17 protein-coding genes are annotated in these 17,199 nt (G+C 43.2%); 16 read left to right on the forward strand and 1 reads right to left on the reverse strand.

The features are described from left to right. Nucleotides 1-39 precede the first annotated feature (39 nt). The 8 genes from AC58QC_RS07375 to AC58QC_RS07410 all read left to right on the forward strand — a co-directional run bounded on the left by AC58QC_RS07375 (nt 40) and on the right by AC58QC_RS07410 (nt 7,630). Nucleotides 40-426 (forward strand): hotdog fold thioesterase, encoded by a 387-nt coding sequence (locus AC58QC_RS07375; protein WP_497414693.1) that lies wholly within the window; start codon nt 40-42, stop codon nt 424-426. A 268-nt stretch (nt 427-694) separates the two neighbouring features. Then, nucleotides 695-2,167, forward strand: a complete 1,473-nt coding sequence (locus AC58QC_RS07380; protein ID WP_497414694.1) for a spore germination protein — start codon at nt 695-697, stop codon at nt 2,165-2,167. A gap of 24 nt (nt 2,168-2,191) precedes the next feature. Then, nucleotides 2,192-3,262 carry a Ger(x)C family spore germination protein gene (locus AC58QC_RS07385; RefSeq protein WP_497414536.1) on the forward strand — a complete coding sequence of 357 codons (1,071 nt, stop codon included), beginning with the start codon at nt 2,192-2,194 and terminating at the stop codon, nt 3,260-3,262. After that, entirely contained in the window at nt 3,246-4,361 is a 1,116-nt protein-coding gene (locus AC58QC_RS07390) for a GerAB/ArcD/ProY family transporter (RefSeq protein WP_497414537.1), read from the forward strand. The genes AC58QC_RS07385 and AC58QC_RS07390 overlap by 17 nt, the downstream gene beginning before the upstream one ends. 95 nt (nt 4,362-4,456) lie before the next feature. Next, entirely contained in the window at nt 4,457-4,651 is a 195-nt protein-coding gene (locus AC58QC_RS07395) for a CDGSH iron-sulfur domain-containing protein (RefSeq protein ID WP_497414538.1), read from the forward strand. Nucleotides 4,652-5,030: 379 nt separating this feature from the next. Beyond that, a complete protein-coding gene (gene wrbA / locus AC58QC_RS07400; RefSeq protein ID WP_497414539.1) occupies nt 5,031-5,645 on the forward strand; it encodes an NAD(P)H:quinone oxidoreductase in 615 nt (204 codons plus the stop codon). 146 nt (nt 5,646-5,791) lie between these two features. Further along, the gene (locus AC58QC_RS07405; protein WP_497414540.1) at nt 5,792-6,742 is read left to right on the forward strand and encodes a ring-cleaving dioxygenase; all 951 of its coding nucleotides are present in this window, start codon (nt 5,792-5,794) and stop codon (nt 6,740-6,742) included. Nucleotides 6,743-6,778: 36 nt separating this feature from the next. Next, nucleotides 6,779-7,630 (forward strand): alpha/beta fold hydrolase, encoded by an 852-nt coding sequence (locus AC58QC_RS07410; protein ID WP_497414541.1) that lies wholly within the window; start codon nt 6,779-6,781, stop codon nt 7,628-7,630. Nucleotides 7,631-7,732: 102 nt separating this feature from the next. Here the strand turns inward: AC58QC_RS07410 and AC58QC_RS07415 are convergent, their stop codons facing one another. After that, on the reverse strand, nt 7,733-8,011 hold the full coding sequence (locus AC58QC_RS07415; RefSeq protein ID WP_497414542.1) for a hypothetical protein: 279 nt from the start codon (nt 8,009-8,011) through the stop codon (nt 7,733-7,735). A 366-nt stretch (nt 8,012-8,377) separates the two neighbouring features. Here AC58QC_RS07415 and AC58QC_RS07420 point away from each other — a divergent pair, with 366 nt between their 5' ends. From AC58QC_RS07420 to AC58QC_RS07455, 8 genes are all read left to right on the forward strand, one after another. Beyond that, complete coding sequence (locus AC58QC_RS07420; protein WP_497414543.1) at nt 8,378-9,136, forward strand: gamma-glutamyl-gamma-aminobutyrate hydrolase family protein; 759 nt, start codon at nt 8,378-8,380, stop codon at nt 9,134-9,136. A gap of 68 nt (nt 9,137-9,204) precedes the next feature. After that, nucleotides 9,205-10,590: an NAD-dependent succinate-semialdehyde dehydrogenase gene (locus AC58QC_RS07425; RefSeq protein ID WP_497414695.1), complete on the forward strand. Its 1,386-nt coding sequence runs from the start codon at nt 9,205-9,207 to the stop codon at nt 10,588-10,590. Nucleotides 10,591-10,672: 82 nt separating this feature from the next. Next, nucleotides 10,673-12,061 carry a glutamine synthetase family protein gene (locus tag AC58QC_RS07430; RefSeq protein ID WP_497414544.1) on the forward strand — a complete coding sequence of 463 codons (1,389 nt, stop codon included), beginning with the start codon at nt 10,673-10,675 and terminating at the stop codon, nt 12,059-12,061. A 16-nt stretch (nt 12,062-12,077) separates the two neighbouring features. Beyond that, nucleotides 12,078-12,848: an SDR family NAD(P)-dependent oxidoreductase gene (locus AC58QC_RS07435; protein ID WP_497414545.1), complete on the forward strand. Its 771-nt coding sequence runs from the start codon at nt 12,078-12,080 to the stop codon at nt 12,846-12,848. 84 nt (nt 12,849-12,932) lie between these two features. After that, nucleotides 12,933-14,078 (forward strand): thiolase family protein, encoded by a 1,146-nt coding sequence (locus AC58QC_RS07440; RefSeq protein WP_497414546.1) that lies wholly within the window; start codon nt 12,933-12,935, stop codon nt 14,076-14,078. A gap of 30 nt (nt 14,079-14,108) precedes the next feature. Beyond that, on the forward strand, nt 14,109-14,879 hold the full coding sequence (locus AC58QC_RS07445; protein WP_497414547.1) for a 3-hydroxyacyl-CoA dehydrogenase: 771 nt from the start codon (nt 14,109-14,111) through the stop codon (nt 14,877-14,879). A 21-nt stretch (nt 14,880-14,900) separates the two neighbouring features. After that, nucleotides 14,901-16,052, forward strand: coding sequence for a CaiB/BaiF CoA transferase family protein (locus tag AC58QC_RS07450; protein ID WP_497414548.1), 1,152 nt, complete (start codon nt 14,901-14,903; stop codon nt 16,050-16,052). Continuing rightward, nucleotides 16,045-17,190 (forward strand): acyl-CoA dehydrogenase family protein, encoded by a 1,146-nt coding sequence (locus AC58QC_RS07455; protein ID WP_497414549.1) that lies wholly within the window; start codon nt 16,045-16,047, stop codon nt 17,188-17,190. The genes AC58QC_RS07450 and AC58QC_RS07455 overlap by 8 nt, the downstream gene beginning before the upstream one ends. Nucleotides 17,191-17,199: the final 9 nt, after the last annotated feature.

Raw genomic sequence — 17,199 nt, forward strand, 5'->3', positions numbered from 1 at the left:
ACAAACTTTGGAATGGACAAGGAAACTTTTATCCGGCACATGGAAGAAGGAAGAAGAAATACGGCGATGGAGACACTGGATATAGAGTATATAGAACTCTACCCGGATCACGTCGTATTGACAATGCCTGTATGTCCGAAAACCCATCAGCCAGCGGGCATACTGCACGGCGGCGCTTCGGTATTGTTGGCGGAATCGGCTGCTTCCATAGCGTCCTACATCAATATCGACAATCAAAAATATGCTGCAGTAGGGTTGGAGATCAATGCTAACCACCTTCGGAGCAAAAGCAACGGTATCGTGACCGCGATAGCTACCCCTTTTCACAAAGGACGCAAAACAATGGTTTGGGATATTAGGATTACCGACGAGCAGGATAAACTGATCTGTATCTCCCGCTGCACCGTGGCCATTATTGATAAGTGATGAATGCATCCCATAACCATATCTGTTCCGATAACGTAATTCGTAAAAAAACAACCTATGGTTTAGGCCAAAGGTTGTTTTTTATTTCTATAATTATTCAAACCCAAGCATGCATTAGAACAATAGGGATGATGAGGGATTTTGAGATAATAAAGAAATTTCAAAAGTTGATAACATGTGACACTTAGCGGACGCTTTTTTATTGGCATAATTTACATTAATTTAGTGCATAATATGAAAAATTAGCAAAGTGGTGGGTGGTGGTCCAATATTGAAGAATCTAAAAATTGCTTTAAAAGAAGTTTCCAAATCGGGTGATTTTATACAATCTGTAATTACAATACATAATACAATATTTCATTTTTCTTATTATAATTCGATTGTAAAACATGAACAGATCAGCAATGATCTTCTATTAGGTATCCAACGCGCCAATGCTAAAATCAATGATTTGAATGAATTGTATAACCTGATTCCCATCGAAGGAATGAAGTTGTCGTCAAACCTGGAAGAGATTTCTCTAAATTTGATAAAAGGTTCCATTTATATTCAATTGGATACCGATCTATCTGAAGGTATATTAGTTAACATTGCAGATCTACAAAAAGGCTATCGTGACATTAATATATCTGAGGATGAATACAGCGTAATCGGTCCGAAAGTGGCTTTTGTCGAAGCTATCGATACTAATCTCAATTTACTGAGAAAAGAAATTATTTCTGAAAAACTAATATTTGAGGAACACACATCCGGGTCTCTTTCCAAGACTAGAGTAGTGATAGTCTATATCGATGGAATAACCAACCCTGAGCACGTAAATACAGTAAGGCAGAGACTTACGGATTTTGATTTTGATGTGATCTTTGATTCTGCTACTATCGCCCAGATCATATCCGACAACCAAAATTCGCCTTTCCCTTTATTTATGTCGACTGAACGCGTGGATCGGATGAAGTTTCTCCTACTTCAAGGGCAAGTAGCTATCGTAAGCAACGGTTCTCCCTATGTCATTTCCGGTCCCACCACCGTGTTTGATTTTTTCTTTTCACCAGAGGATTTTTATTTGCCATGGGTTCTGGGTTCTTTTTTACGCATTATTCGTTATTTGGGAGTTGCATACTCCATCTTGGCTACACCAATCTATGTCGCAGTAATAACCTTTCATTATAATGTCGTACCAAGAGCCCTCTTAGGTCCGATTATCGAATCCAGAATGAATGTGCCTTTTATACCTTTTTTGGAAGTACTTTTTTTAGAGCTAACCGTTGAGCTAGTGCGTGAGGCAGGAGCTAGGCTGCCGACAAAAGTCAGTCAAACCTTGGGGATCGTCGGCGGCGTCGTTCTTGGTACGGCAGCGGTTCAAGCTGGCTTAACGAGCAATATATTAATTATTATTGTTTCTATTTCCGCATTGTCATCCTTTACCACACCAATCTTCAAAATGGCCAACACGTTACGCTTTCTCAGGTTTCCATTGATTGGCTTGGCGGCAGCTTTTGGGTTATTAGGCGTTATGATCGGCGTAGTGTTTCTTATGGGTCATCTGCTGCGCTTGAAATCTCTAGGTACCCCATATCTAGTTCCATTGTACCCTTTTCGTAGCAAAGATTTTAATGAAAATATCATACGCAATTCCTTTAGTCTGACTTGGAGCCGAGCCCGGTTTTTACGTCCACTCATTCAGAGAAGATACAAGGTTAAAAAGCATAAAGATATTGGAGACGATTATAATAATGAATAATTCATTGCAAAGGAACATTCCTAAATGAAAATGCATGTTCCAGCTCTCTGTTTGTGCTTCTTATTATCGGGATGCGCAAAACAACAAATTATCGACAAGATTAAAATTCTTCAAAGCGTTGGGTACGATATTCAAGGGGAAACATTTAAGAGCAGCGCTTCTTACACTTCTTATGAAAAGAAAGCGCGTTTACAGGTGTTAACCGCCGAATCACAAACTTTTGGCGGGGCACATATTGCCTTAACTACCCAATCTGAAGACCCAATCGTGATAGGACAAGTGCGAACATGCGTCATTAGCGAAAAGTTTGCAAGAAGAGGTCTACAAGAACTCGCTAGCAGCTTTGTACGAGATCCTTTGGTAAGCAGTAACGCTACTGTAGTTATAACTAAACAAGAGACAAGTGCGATTGTGTCCGAAACTTTAAAATATCCGCCCTACTATTTATCAGATTTAATCAAACAAAACATGGAGTATGGGAATACCCCTTCGACAAATACCCATCTATTGCTTGATCAATATTTTGGAGAAGGTCAAGATGTGTATCTTCCCATGTTGAATAAAGATGAAAAAGGCGCATTCCATTTGGATGGGGTCGGTGTCTTTAAAGGAGATAAATTACATTTATTGTTAACCAACAAAGAAGCGTTTTTTCTAAAAATTCTCAAAGATAAGTCTAGAACCATATCCAGCTCCTATGAATTTACATCGGAACAGAAGGAAAAAATTTTTTTCCAAATATTGCACGAAGAACGAAAAGTGTCGCTGCAACAGAATGACAAGGCTGTCATTTTTCTTAAGTTAATTATAGATATTAGAGAAACTCCGAATAAAAGCTCAGTCAACAACAGCGATCTGCTTGAACTAAAGATACAAATCGAAAATCATTTTTCAAAAGAGATTACAACGATGTTAGAAAAATTTCAGAATAACAATATCGATCCAATTGGCTTTGGAGAGCTATACAGAAGTAAGGAAAAAAATTGGAATCAGCAGGAATTTAGTCATACATCCTACCCGAAAATCAAATTTGAAGTGGATACAGAGATCATTATTCAACAGTCGGGAGTTGGCATTAGTGCAGCAAAGAGTTAAGGAGAATTACTTGATTTCCGGATGGTTCGCATTTTTCTTAGTAAATGCCCTGGCTGGAAATGGATATATTCATAATATATTGTTTAAAGATGCGGAGCAAGATACATGGATATCGGTTCTCTTCATGGGAATAAGCCTTCATATTATTATTTGGATGATTTACAAGATGCTAGGAAATCCATCTAAAGACGTGATTGACTTGCATCGAATGATTTTCGGCAGCTTCTTGGGAAATGCTGTTTCGCTACTCTTAATAGCGTATTTTTTCATGTTAGCTTTGTCCGTCTTTCGATCCTACATTGATATTCTTCAAGTATGGGTATTTCTGTCTCTTAAAACATGGGAATTGGCTGTCATACTTATTATAATGATATATTATCTCGTATCCGGAGGATTCAGAGTTTTAACCGGACTTGCTTTTTTCGCGGTTATAACGTCCTTCATATTAATTATCCTAAATATTTATCCGATTCGATATGGAAATTTCACTTATTTGTTACCTGTATGGAATCATACCGTTCATGATTTGTTCAAATCCTTTAAAACTTCTTGCGGCATGTTTATAGGATTTGAAACTATGCTTATTTACTTCCCTTTTCTAAAATCACCTGAAAAAAATGCGAAATGGGCCCATTTCGGCTTACTTCTTATTACCCTACAATATATAATCTTAATAGTTACAACTCTTATGTATTTTAGTCATGGTCTGCTAATGCACACGCTTTACCCTGTTTTAGTAGAGACAAAAATTATTGAATTTAATTTCCTGGAAAGAATTGAATATATATTTGCTGTTAGCTTGATGATAGTTATGATCCCGTCGCTTTGTATCTCTATTTGGAGCTGTACGAGAATTATGAAAAGAATAACGCAGCTCAAACCCCGAATCTCGTTGCCATTGATCCTAATAGCATTCTTCATTGTTATTATTCTATTTAACGATCGAATCAAGGTGGATGAATTAGGAAGGTTTGTTTCCGAGGTTCGATTTTATTTTCTTTTTGCTTACATTCCATCGATATTTATCATTTACTTGATCGTCACAAAAATATTTGCAAAAAAAATCAAGAGTAGACAAGAAGAAGGAGGGATCTTATGAATGAAAATTCAGTGAATTTGTGGAATAGATGATGGACAGATTGCAAAGAACTTAACACAGGTTTTGAAGAGTATAAAATGAAGGGATTGGCATGTATGTCCGATGTAACAATAAAAGTAATTGATAACGGTCCATTACGTATAATGGGTAAAGTAGAAATGGTAGATGCGGTAGGGAATCACTTTGAGACCACTGAATCTTTTATTCTTTGTCGTTGTGGTCTATCAGATAAAAAGCCTTTTTGTGACTTGACACACAAAGGCAAGTTTGAAGATGCTCCTCGTGCTTAATTAACATTACCGTAACTCGATATACGAATAGAACAAGGCTGCCGGTAAATTGGTGGCCTCTTTTACGTTCGCCTCACAGACGCACAATCTAAGTGGTTCAAATCCACTCAGTAACTTACAATTTGGATGCCGTGAATATCGCTCCTGTTGAAACCTACCCACGCGCTGACCACACAAGGCGATCCTTTGTTCATCCAATAGATATGATCGAAGAGTGGGTTGATATATTCTAATTAGTTACTTGACAATAGTAAGTTAAATAATTTATTATAGTGACATAAAGTTAGATACTTTATAATAATTAGTGATGGGAGGCGTTTAACTTATGGGTTTTTTAGATAAAATATTTGGGAGTTCATCAGATAAGGAGAGTGCAGTTATGTCAAATGTAAATCTTGCAGTTATCTACTACAGTTCAACAGGTACGAATTATCAACTTGCTCAATGGGCCGCTGAGGGCGGATCAGAAGCAGGCGCAGAGGTAAGAGTTTTGAAAGTTCCTGAGCTTGCTCCACAAGCGGCAATTGACTCCAATCCAGTTTGGAAATCACACGTAGAAGCAACTAAACATGTACCTGTCGTCTCTTTAAACGATTTAGAATGGGCAGATGCAATTGTGTTCAGTATTCCAACCCGCTTTGGCAATATGCCAGGACAGGTGAAACAATTCCTGGATACAACAGGCGGTCTGTGGTTCCAAGGTAAACTAGCAAATAAAGTAGTAAGTGCAATGACTTCAGCCCAAAACCCTCATGGGGGGCAAGAGCAAACGATTCTTAGCCTTTATACAACCATGTATCACTGGGGAGCAATTGTTGCAGCGCCTGGTTATACAGATCCTGTAATTTTTGGTTCGGGTGGGAACCCATATGGAACAAGTGTAACTGTTGATCAATCCGGTAAGATGGTTGAAGATGTACAAAGCACAGTAAAACATCAGTCAAAACGTACAGTCCAAGTTGCCCAAGCGATTAAAGCGGGTTTAAACAAATAATTAGTTAAAGAAGGCTGCAATAAGTGGCCTTCTTTTAAATTACGTTTACCTAATATCTTAATTTAAAGATTTTAAGATGAAAAATAGGAATGCTCATCAACAAACAGGGAAACATAAAAATTAGGTTTACTTTAGGGGGAATTTTTATGTCTAAACAAACGACTGGTATTCATCACATTACTGCATTTGCGGGTAATCCTCAGGCAAACGTCGATTTTTACGCTGGAGTTCTTGGACTACGATTAGTAAAAAAAACGATCAACTTTGATGCTCCTGATGTATATCACTTGTATTTTGGAAACGAATTTGGAAGTCCAGGCACAATTATCACATTCTTTCCTTCAGCAGGATCGCCAAAAGGTAAAATTGGCGGTGGCCAAGTCGGCATTACTACTTATATAGTCCCTGAAGGCTCGCTTAGCTTCTGGGAAAGTCGTCTCGATAACTTTGGCATCTCAATTACTAAAGAAAACCGTTTTAATGAAGATTATCTTCAGTTCACAGACAATGAAGGGCTGCGACTTGAACTCGTTGAACGGAGTGAAGGGACAAATAGCACATGGTCTTTCGGTGGCATTCCTCCTGAAAAAGCGATAAAAGGTTTCGGAGGGGCAGTTCTTTTTAGCGTAAATCCAGAGAGTACCATGGAAACTCTGCAAAATGTTCTTGGTCTGAAAAAAATTGGAGAAAATGCGGAGTTAGCGCGTTTCCAGGCCACTGGAGAGATCGGCAACATCATTGACGTTCCTTTAGTAAGCATGGATTGGGGAATTGGAGGATCTGGTACGGTTCATCATATTGCTTGGCGCGCGAACGATTTTAGTGATCATGATGATTGGCAAAAAGAAGTAATGAATAAAGGATTCCATTCAACACAAATCATTGACCGTCAATATTTTAATGCCATATATTTCAGGGAAAACGGCGGAATTCTTTTTGAAATCGCGACAGATCCACCGGGGTTTGCGAATGATGAGCCTGCTGAAAAGTTAGGCGAGAAAATAATGCTGCCTGAGTGGTATGAAAAGCATCGTACTCAAATTGAAGCGAATCTATTGCCGATTAAAGTGAGGGAACTGGTGGAAAAAACAAAATGAGGAATATAATTTGTACAGTCTATGGGGGAAGATACCATGAATGCAATTGAATTAACAGCAGAAACAGTCGAAACATCGTATATTGATGCTAAAGGAATTCGATTCGCATACCGGACTTTCGGCAAAGCATCTGAAGTGCCGCTAGTGTTCTGCCAACGTTTTAGAGGTACGATGGATGACTGGGATCCTGCCTTCGTCAATGCTTTGGCGGAGGAACGTACGGTCATCCTGTTTGATAGTGCAGGTATCGGATTGACATCGGGAGAAGTTGCAGAATCATTCTTTGAAACAGGGGAATATGCAATCACTTTTATTGAAGCGCTTGGTCTTAAACAAGTGGATCTCATCGGTTTCTCTATGGGGGGTTACATTGCGCAGGTAGTGACACTGGCTCGCCCTGATTTGATCCGTCGTTTAATCTTGGCAGGTACAGGAGGCGGGCCCGGGGAAGGTACGCAATCTGGTAAGCCTGAAGTGTTCAATGTTGCTTTTAAGCCGGTGAACGAGCCGGAAGATTTCCTTTACTTGTTCTTCGAACCGACAGAAACAAGCAGAGCGTCAGGATTACAGTACCTAGACCGGCTTGCTAATAGAAGAGAAGACGACCGTGCGCCACTAGTTAAGGCTGAGTCGGTTCAAGCGCAGATAAAATCGGTTGTGGCGTGGGGGAAGGATTCGACTTTTGACAGACTCGGGGAGATTAAGCAGCCCGTGCTTGTAGCTAATGGAAGTAATGACATCATGATTCCGACTATCAATTCTTATATTGTTTCCCAACGCATACCGAATGCGCAATTGATTATTTATCCGGATTCAGGTCATGGGTTCTTGTTCCAATACGCAGATTTATTTGCCGAACATGTTAATTTGTTTTTAAACAGAGCTTAATGAAGAATTTGAACTACAAGCAGCAAGCGCAAGAAAAACGCGACATATGAGCCGCGTTTCAAATGCCAAGAGAAGTTAAGGAGCGGATGTCCTCTCTCAATTTTACGTTCTTGGTATGTAAACTTCGTACTCTTCGATAAACGGTCCCTTGAGGATTAAAGAGTTGAATTCAGCGCCCGCGCGAACGTCATCTTGATCGGCATGTTCTTTGCTCTCCCAAAAAAATACAGCGCCGAACTCATTTTTCTCATCATTGATGATAAATTTGACATCGATAAAACCGTCTTTTTCTTTGAGCAGGCTGGATACGAGGTCAGCGGACCTTTCTGCAACTTCTCTTGAATTCGGCTGAAGAACGAATTTAATTTGTCTGTAAAACATGACATCTCCTCCTTTGGATAAATCTAATGGTTATATGCTTGATTATTTATAAATTCTCCAGACTTATGATACCAGAAATTAGTTTCAGAAAATGTCGTACCGCGTATGAAGTAAAATATTATTATTTACTGGAGCGAGTAGTCCTTCTTTACGCTAACGTAGAACAATAGTTCAATATCAAAAGGGCTGCCGCGTGGCAGCCCTTTGCTCCGCAACTATGATTAGTTTTTCTCAGAGCACCCGTATAGGGTGTTTTTTACTTTATACGCATAGCACTTACGATACAAACAACCCGTGTCTTTTCCATACCAGAGGTTATGTGTTTCATTCGCACGGAATAAAATAGTGGAGAGAAGAGGTGGAGCGATGGGGAAAATGCCGCTAATCGGAATAACGGGTTATCATGTGACTGGAGAGGAAGGGGTCGGAGGTACCTTTCGGGGAGTGAAGGGACAGGGCTTCAGCGTCATAGGCCACGATTATATACAGGCGGTGATGCAGGTTGGTGCCATTCCAATCGGCATCCCTGTCGGGGATCGTTCAACTTGCTATGAGATTCTGCAGGCGATCGATGGATTGATTTTGGCCGGCGGGGAGGATATTGATCCGCAGCTGTACGGCTCGAGTCCGGATCTTCGCTGCTGGACGATCACCCCGGAGCGGGATCGTTTTGAGCTGCAGTTGATCGAAGAAGCTATACGGCTTCATAAGCCAATACTCGCTATTTGCAGAGGGATGCAGCTATTGAATGTGAGCTTCGGCGGCACGTTATATTTAGACATATCCGATCACGCTGAGAATGTACTGGCTCATCAATTTTCACGCGCTCCTCGTTGGTATTTGGCGCATCGGGTCAAGCTGCTGGATCCGTACCTCAAAAAGCTATTCCAGGCTGATGAAATTCGAACGAACAGCTACCATCATCAAGCGGTAAATCAGGTCGGAGCAGGGCTTAAAGCGGCGGCCGTTGCAGACGATGGGATTATTGAAGCTCTCCTTCATCCTAATCATCCGAATTTATTGGCGGTGCAGTGGCATCCGGAGATGATGGCGGTGAAGCATGAGGAAGGACTCATTCCTTTCCGATGGCTCATCGATCAAGTGAACGGAGGGGGATCATCGTGACGACTGGGGATCAGGAAAAATGGAACTTTCTATGGATTAACGGAGAACAAATTGTGCTGTCAGAAAGTATGACGGTCTACAATCCCGCCACAGGAGAGGTGGTTGGAAAAGTTCCCAAGGGAGCTGGGGAAGCCGCGAAAAAAGCGGTCGACGCCGCAGCACGGGCCTTGAACGCATGGAGGAAGTTAACGGCAAAAGAACGAGGCCGCTATCTTTGCGATTGGGCGGACCGGATTTTGCATAATCGGGATGAGTTGTCCATCTTGATGTCCAAGGAGCAGGGTAAGCCGGTAGAAGAAGCAAAAGGGGAGCTGGAGAGTTCGGCTGAGTTTATTAGGTGGTACGCTGAAGAAGGAAAGCGGATCTACGGAGAAACAATCCCGGGCTCCAGCAAAAATCAGCGTATCATGGTGTGGCGTCAGCCTGTCGGAGTCGTCGGTATGATTACCCCATGGAATTATCCCGCCGCCATGGTGGTCCGCAAGGTCGCACCTGCTCTTGCTGCAGGCTGCACGGTTGTAGTAAAGCCGGCTCGTCAAACGCCGTTAATCGCTGTGGCGTTGTTTCAGCTGTTAATCGACACCGGGATTCCGAATGGGGTGGCTAATCTCGTAACGGGAGATGCGTCTGAGATTGGCCATGTCCTCTTATCTGACTCCCGAGTGCGAAAAATTTCATTCACAGGTTCAACTGAAGTGGGAAAGAACATCATGCAAAGTGCCTCCAACCAATTGAAACGGCTTTCTTTAGAGCTTGGAGGCATTGCGCCAGTCGTTGTTTTTCCCGACGCTGATCTGGACCTTGCCGCAGCTTGCATTGTCAGCAATAAATTCGAGAACTGTGGCCAAGTATGTAATGGCATTAATTTAATTTACGCACATGAAGATATTCGGGCAGCTTTGAGCGAGAAAATAGTTTCGAAAGTCCGCCAACTCCGGGTGGGGGTTGGAATGGAACCGGGAATGGACGTAGGTCCCTTGATTGATCGAGCGGCCCTGGAAAGAGTCGAACGATTGGTAGGAGACGCCGCAGCGAAAGGGGCAAAGATTTTAACAGGCGGGCATCGATTAGAGGAAGGTGATTATGCGAAGGGGTATTTTTATGCCCCAACCGTGTTAGACAATGTTCATGATGAAATGGCGCTTGCGAAAGAGGAGATTTTCGGCCCTGTCGCGCCTATACTCGCTTTTCAATCAGAAGAAGAAGTGATCACCCGCTGCAATGGAACGCCTTATGGGTTATCCGCCTATTTTTTTACGCGTGATTTGAACCGAGTATACCGTGTGTGTGAATCGCTAGAGTTCGGGATGGTCGCTGTAAACGGAACTTCACTTAGCGTTCCTCAAGCACCGTTTGGCGGAATCAAGGAAAGCGGAATTGGACGCGAAGGCGGCCATCATGGCTTGGACGAATATTTAGATCTGAAGTATATCAATTTAAAATTGGAGGATTAGCGGTTGACGGTTCCGAAGCGAGTTTTTTGGCTGCGTCATGGTCAGACGCTTTGCATCAAAAAACTTTTAGGAGGGGATAACCATGGATGAGAACCGGCTTTCAGGGCTGATTTCTCAAGCGGAGCTGGAAGAGGCGATTCGATCAGGCCTTATTGATACCGTGATAATTGCATTTTGCGATATGCAGGGCCGATTGATGGGCAAACGCCTTACAGGCGAGTTTTATTTGCGCAATGTTCTGTCCAAAGGGACTCACTTCTGTACGTATTTGCTCGGAACCGATATGGAAATGAACACCCCCGGCGGGTACGAGCAGATGAATTGGGAAACCGGCTATGGAGATTGGTTAGCAAGGCCGGATTGGTCCACTTTACGCGTCATCCCTTGGCTGGAAAAGACAGCAATGGTCCTCAGCGATGTCGCAGATGAAAAAACAGGCTCCCCCATCGGTATTGCCCCGCGCAATATTCTCAAACAGCAATTGCAAAGAGCTGAGCAGAAGGGATTTCGCATGATGATGGCAAGCGAGCTTGAATTTTATTTATTTAGAGAATCGTATGAGAACGTTCATGATAAAGGCTACCGGCATCTGCAGGCCGCGGGGCACTATAACGAGGATTATAATTTGCTGCAGGGAACCCGCAACGAGCCTCTATACCGGAAAATCAGAAACGATATGACTGCGGCGGGAATCCCGATTGAATCTACTAAAGGCGAAGCGGCAGTCGGGCAGCACGAGATTAATATCCTATATGCGGATGCCCTCACTTCTGCCGATCGGCATGCATTGCTAAAGCACGGGGTCAAAGAGATTTGCATGCAGCATGAATATTCGGTGACCTTCATGGCAAAACCCCATCATGGGTGGACAGGATCGAGCGGTCATATCCACATCAGCTTATGGGACCTTCAGGGGGAACAAAATCTTTTTTTTGACTCTGCTGAGCAGCTGTACTCGATGTCGGAGACGATGAGGTATTTTTTAGGCGGTATTTTAGCGTGCACACGCGACTTTTCTCTTTTTTTCGCTCCTAATGTGAATTCTTACAAACGTTTTGCGCCAGAAAGCTGGGCACCGGTACATATTGTCTGGAGCCATGATAATCGAACCTCCGGTTTACGAATCGTAGGGGATCAGCATAGCCTGCGAATTGAAAACCGAATTCCCGGAGCGGATATGAACCCGTATCTTGCCTACTCGGCGATGATCGCGGCCGGCTTATATGGAATCGAGAACCAGATCGAGCCTGCACCGGAGTTGAAGGGGAACGCATACGCGATGAAAGGACTTCCCCGTGTTCCGGCGTCGCTGTATGAAGCAATGGAGCTTTGGAAGGAAAGTCCGATCGTGCGCAGCGCGCTCGGAGATCAAGTGACAGACCATTATTACAACATGGCCAAAGTGGAGCAGCAGTCTTTGAATGCATTTGTCACCGATTGGGAGAGAGCCAGATATTTTGAGCAAATCTGATTAGGGAGGGCCGATGATGGGGCGTTTACAGGATAAAGTATGCATTATTACCGGTGCGGGCAGCGGTATGGGGCAGACGGCGGCTCAATTGTTTGCGCGGGAAGGGGCAAAGGTTGCTCTCTTTGAGGTAAACGAGCAGGCAGGGCTCATAACAACTTTGAAGATACAAGAGGAAGGTGGAGACGCTGCTTTATTTACTTGCAACGTGGCCAATGAAGAGAGTGTGCAGACAGCGGTGACCCAGGTAATAAAACGCTACGGTAAAGTCGATGTCCTCTATAATAATGCAGGAATTATGCCTTCGGAGGATGGCTCTGTCATTCACACGACCGTCGAAGTATGGGATCGGGTGATGGATGTGAATGTGAAAGGAACTTTTCTTGCGTGTAAGTATGTCATCCCGCATATGGTCAAGCAGCAGAAGGGATCGATTATCAACATAGCCTCTTTTGTTGCGTTCATGGGATGCAGTGTGCCTCAAGACGCTTATACGGCATCCAAAGGAGCCATCGTTTCCTTAACCCGGTCGCTGGCTATTCAATTCCGACCCCAAGGCATTCGCAGCAATGCGATTTGTCCTGGACCGATTGAAACTCCATTATTAACCGAATGGCTGCTGAAAGATGAGGAGGCGAAGCAGATTCGACTGGGCCGCCAGCCAAGCGGGCGTTTTGGTAGACCTGAAGACATAGTGAACAGCGCGATTTACCTGGCATCGGATGAATCGGATTGGACTAACGGTGCGATTCTCAATATCGATGGGGGGATTACTTGCAATTATTTTTGAAAATTTTTCATGCTGCTGAAAAACCGCTCAATGAGCGGTTTTTTGTTAACCTTATAAATTCCAAACAGAAAGGATGTAGCCCTGATGCGTGAAGTTGTTATTGTCGAGGCGGTCAGAACCCCAATTGGACGCCGAGGAGGAGCATTAAGCGGAATTCGTCCAGATGATTTAGCTGCAGAAGTGTTAAAGGGGCTTGTAACTAAAGCGGGAATTGACCCAGCAATCATTGATGATGTCATCATGGGATGTGTAACACAAACAGGGGAACAAGCAGGAGATATTGCCAGGGTAGCAGCTCTGCTTGCCGGCTTTCCTATTGAGGTTCCGGGAACTACGATTGACCGTCAATGCGGCTCTAGCCAGCAAGCCGTTCATTTCGCTGCGCAAGCGATTCTAAGCGGAGATATGGATGTCGTTGTAGCAGCTGGTGTAGAAAGCATGTCCCGTGTTCCTATGAATGTGCAAGGAATACCATGGAATGAAAAACTAACGGCGCGTTTCGGAGTTATTAATCAAGGAATATCAGCAGAAAAAGTAACGGAGAAGTGGGGATTCAGCCGCCGTCAATTAGATGAATTTTCATTGGAAAGCCACAGGAAGGCCATACAAGCGCAACATGAAGGAAGATTCGAACGGGAAATACTCCCTATTGAGGTTAATCTTGCAGATGGTACAAAAACGATCGTCACACAAGATGAAGGACCGAGAAAGGATACATCTAAAGAAAAATTGGGATCGCTTAAACCCGTGTTTATGGAGAACGGCAAGATTCATCCGGGAAATGCAAGCCAAATTAGCGATGGCGCAGCTGCCATTCTGTTAATGTCTCGTGAAATGGCTGAAGCATGCGGATTGAAACCGCGGTTTCGAATCGTTTCTCGTGCTGTCGTTGGTTCTGATCCCGAACTAATGCTTACGGGTCCGATCGCTGCAACACAGAAAGCGTTACAAAAAGCGAATTTAACCATTCAAGATATGAATATATATGAAGTGAATGAGGCATTTGCCCCTGTGCCGCTTTGTTGGTTGGCTGAGACAGAAGCAGATCCCGCAAAGCTGAATCCTAATGGCGGAGCGATTGCACTCGGTCACCCGCTAGGTGCTAGCGGAGCACGTATCATGGTTACCTTGATGCATGAACTGGAAAGAACGGGCGGGCGTTACGGATTGCAAACCATTTGCGAAGGTCACGGAATGGCAAATGCGACGATAATTGAACGTTTAGATTAGCTGCAGTAAGCATACAAGGGAGGATAAATAATGAATCTGCAAAATTGTGTAGCCGTTGTAACTGGAGGAAGCTCAGGGTTAGGAGAATCAACGGTAAGGAACATTGTAAAAAATGAAGGAAAAGCTGCCATATTGGATTTGACCAAAGAAAAGGGTCTTGCTCTTGTGGAAGAGTTAGGCCGTGAGAATGTGATTTTCGTACAGACGGATGTCACAAGCGAATCCGATGTGCGTCAAGCGTTAGAACAAACCGTAGATGCTTTTGGTCCCATTCAAGCCGTCGTGAATTGCGCCGGAATCGGAATTGTTGAGAAAGTAGTAAATAAAAACAAGCCGCATGAATTATCGAGCTTTACTAATATCATACAGATTAACCTGATTGGAACCTTTAATGTGATTCGATTGGCAGTAGAAAAAATGATGGAAAACACGCCTAATGAAGAAGGGGAACGCGGTGTCATCATTAACACGGCTTCCGTTGCAGCTTACGAAGGACAGATTGGGCAAGCAGCTTATAGTGCTTCCAAAGGAGGAATTGTAGGTATGACATTGCCCATTGCAAGGGAGCTTGCGAGATATGGCATTCGTAATATGACCATCGCGCCAGGATTGTTTGAAACACCGTTATTCGATTCGCTTCCTGAGGAAGCAAAGACAGCATTAGGTGCCTCGGTGCCTTTTCCACAGCGTCTGGGAAAACCGGATGAATTCGCGAAGCTTGTGCAAAGTATCCTTGAAAATCCCATGCTAAATGGTGAAACGATTCGTCTGGACGGTGCGATTCGCATGCAGCCGAAGTAAGGTGGAAGAGGAAGTGAGCAAATGGCTTTATTAAATGCTATTAAAATTATGGATTTTTCAGGATTACTTCCGGGTCCTTTTGCAACCATGATGCTTGCAGATCTAGGTGCTGAAGTTTTGCGCGTTGAATCGCCAACAAGACCTGATTTGCTTAGAAATTTTAATGCTAAGGATGGCGAGGATTCTACTGCTCATCAATATATTAACCGCTCCAAAAAATCTATTGCACTTGATTTAAAGAAACCTGAGTCTATAAATGTTGTGAAACAACTTATAGAAGAGTATGACATTGTTTTAGAGCAGTTTCGTCCCGGTGTCATGGAGGGATTAGGATTAAGTTATGAAGAACTGAAATTAGTGAATCCGAACCTAATCTACTGTTCACTTACCGGATATGGACAATACGGTCCTTACCGCGATCGTCCGGGCCATGACAACAATTATTTGGCAATCTCAGGAATAGCCAGCTATTCAGCTCGCAAAGAAAGTAGACCTACCCCAATGGGCATTCAGATTGCTGATATTGCCGGTGGTTCTCTGCATACGGTAATTGCGATTTTGGCAGCCATCATCCACCGCAAAGAAACGGGTGAAGGTCAATATATAGATGTGAGCATGACGGACACTGCCTTTGCTTTAAACACCTTATTCGGACCGGGATATTTAACGTCTGGTATGGATCCGAAGCCAGAAATGATGGAACTCAACGGTGGAACTTTTTATGACTATTACGAAACCAAAGATGGCAGGTACTTTTCAGTAGGAAGCCTTGAACCTTCATTTAAAAAACAGTTGTGTGAAGCGATCGGGCAGCCGGAATTGATAGGACTTGGGATGAGTGAAAACTTAGAAGATATAAAGGCATTTAAAGAGAAGATTACAATAGCATTTCTGGGTAAAACGTATGAAGAGTGGACGGCTATATTTGCTAACTTGTCGGCTTGTGTAGAGCCTGTGCTCAAGTTCTCTGAAGCTTGCGAACATCCGCAAATCAATGCGAGGAAAATGATCGTAGAAGTTCCTCAGGCTGACGGTACCTTCCAACGGCAGATTGCTTGTCCGATTAAATTTTCGGCCTATAAACCGGCATATAAACATATCGGTGTGAAGCTAGGGGCGCATACGGAAGAAATCCTTCAGGATTTAGACAAAAGGAGTGGAAGAAATGTCTAGCAGCTATGTGCAGGAAGAACATCGCATTTTTCGCAGCTCCTTACGTAAATTTCTTGAGAAAGAAGCCGTTCCGTACTACGATCAATGGGAAGAAGATCGCATAATCCCTCGTCAATTTTGGGATAAAATGGGCAATGAAGGGTTTCTTTGTCCGTGGGTAGATGAAAAATATGGGGGTCTTAACGCTGATTTTGTCTACTCAGTCATCTTAAATGAAGAGCTAGAGCGTGTCGGCACGAGTTTAATTGGATTTGGTCTTCATACTGATATCGTCGTTCCCTATCTGGATGCTTATGGAACCGAGGTGCAGAAGGAGCAGTGGCTGCCAGGATGTATAAGCGGGGAACTGATTACAGCCATTGCGATGACAGAACCTGGAACAGGGTCGGATCTGGCAAATATAAGAACAACGGCAGTAAGAGAAGGCGATTTTTACATCGTGAATGGTGAAAAAACGTTTATTACAAATGGGGTTCACTCGGACTTAATCGTTGTGGTATGTAAAACAGATCCAAAGGCAAGCCCAGCTTACAAAGGAATTAGCCTTCTTGTAGTTGAACGCGATACTGTCGGTTTTTCAAGAGGAAAAAAATTAAACAAAGTGGGTCTTCATGCGCAAGATACAGCCGAACTCATCTTTCAGGATGCCCGTGTACCGGCTTGCAATCTTCTGGGAGAAGAAGGAAAAGGCTTTTATTATTTGATGGAAAAGCTGCAGCAAGAACGTTTAATCGTAGGTATTGGAGCGCAAGTTGCAGCAGAAGAGATGTTAAGCATGACAATAGCTTATACAAAAACCAGAAAAGCGTTTGGGCAGGCAATTAGCAAGTTTCAAAATACACAGTTCAAAATTGCTGAAATGGCAACGGAAGTGGAAATTGGCCGTACGTTTATTGATCGACTGATCTTAGAGCATATGGAAGGAAAAGACATTGTAGCACAAGTCTCCATGGCCAAATGGTGGTTAACAGAAATGGCTAAGCGGGTTGCCGGTGAATGTATGCAGCTTCATGGTGGATATGGCTATATGGAGGAATACCCGATCGCCCGTAGGTATCGGGATATACCTGTATCGGCCATTTATGCAGGAACTAATCAAATTATGAAAAGCATCATTGCCAAAAATCTAGGTTTATAAGCCAACATT

The sequence above is a fragment of the Paenibacillus sp. J22P51 genome (genome assembly GCF_059692215.1).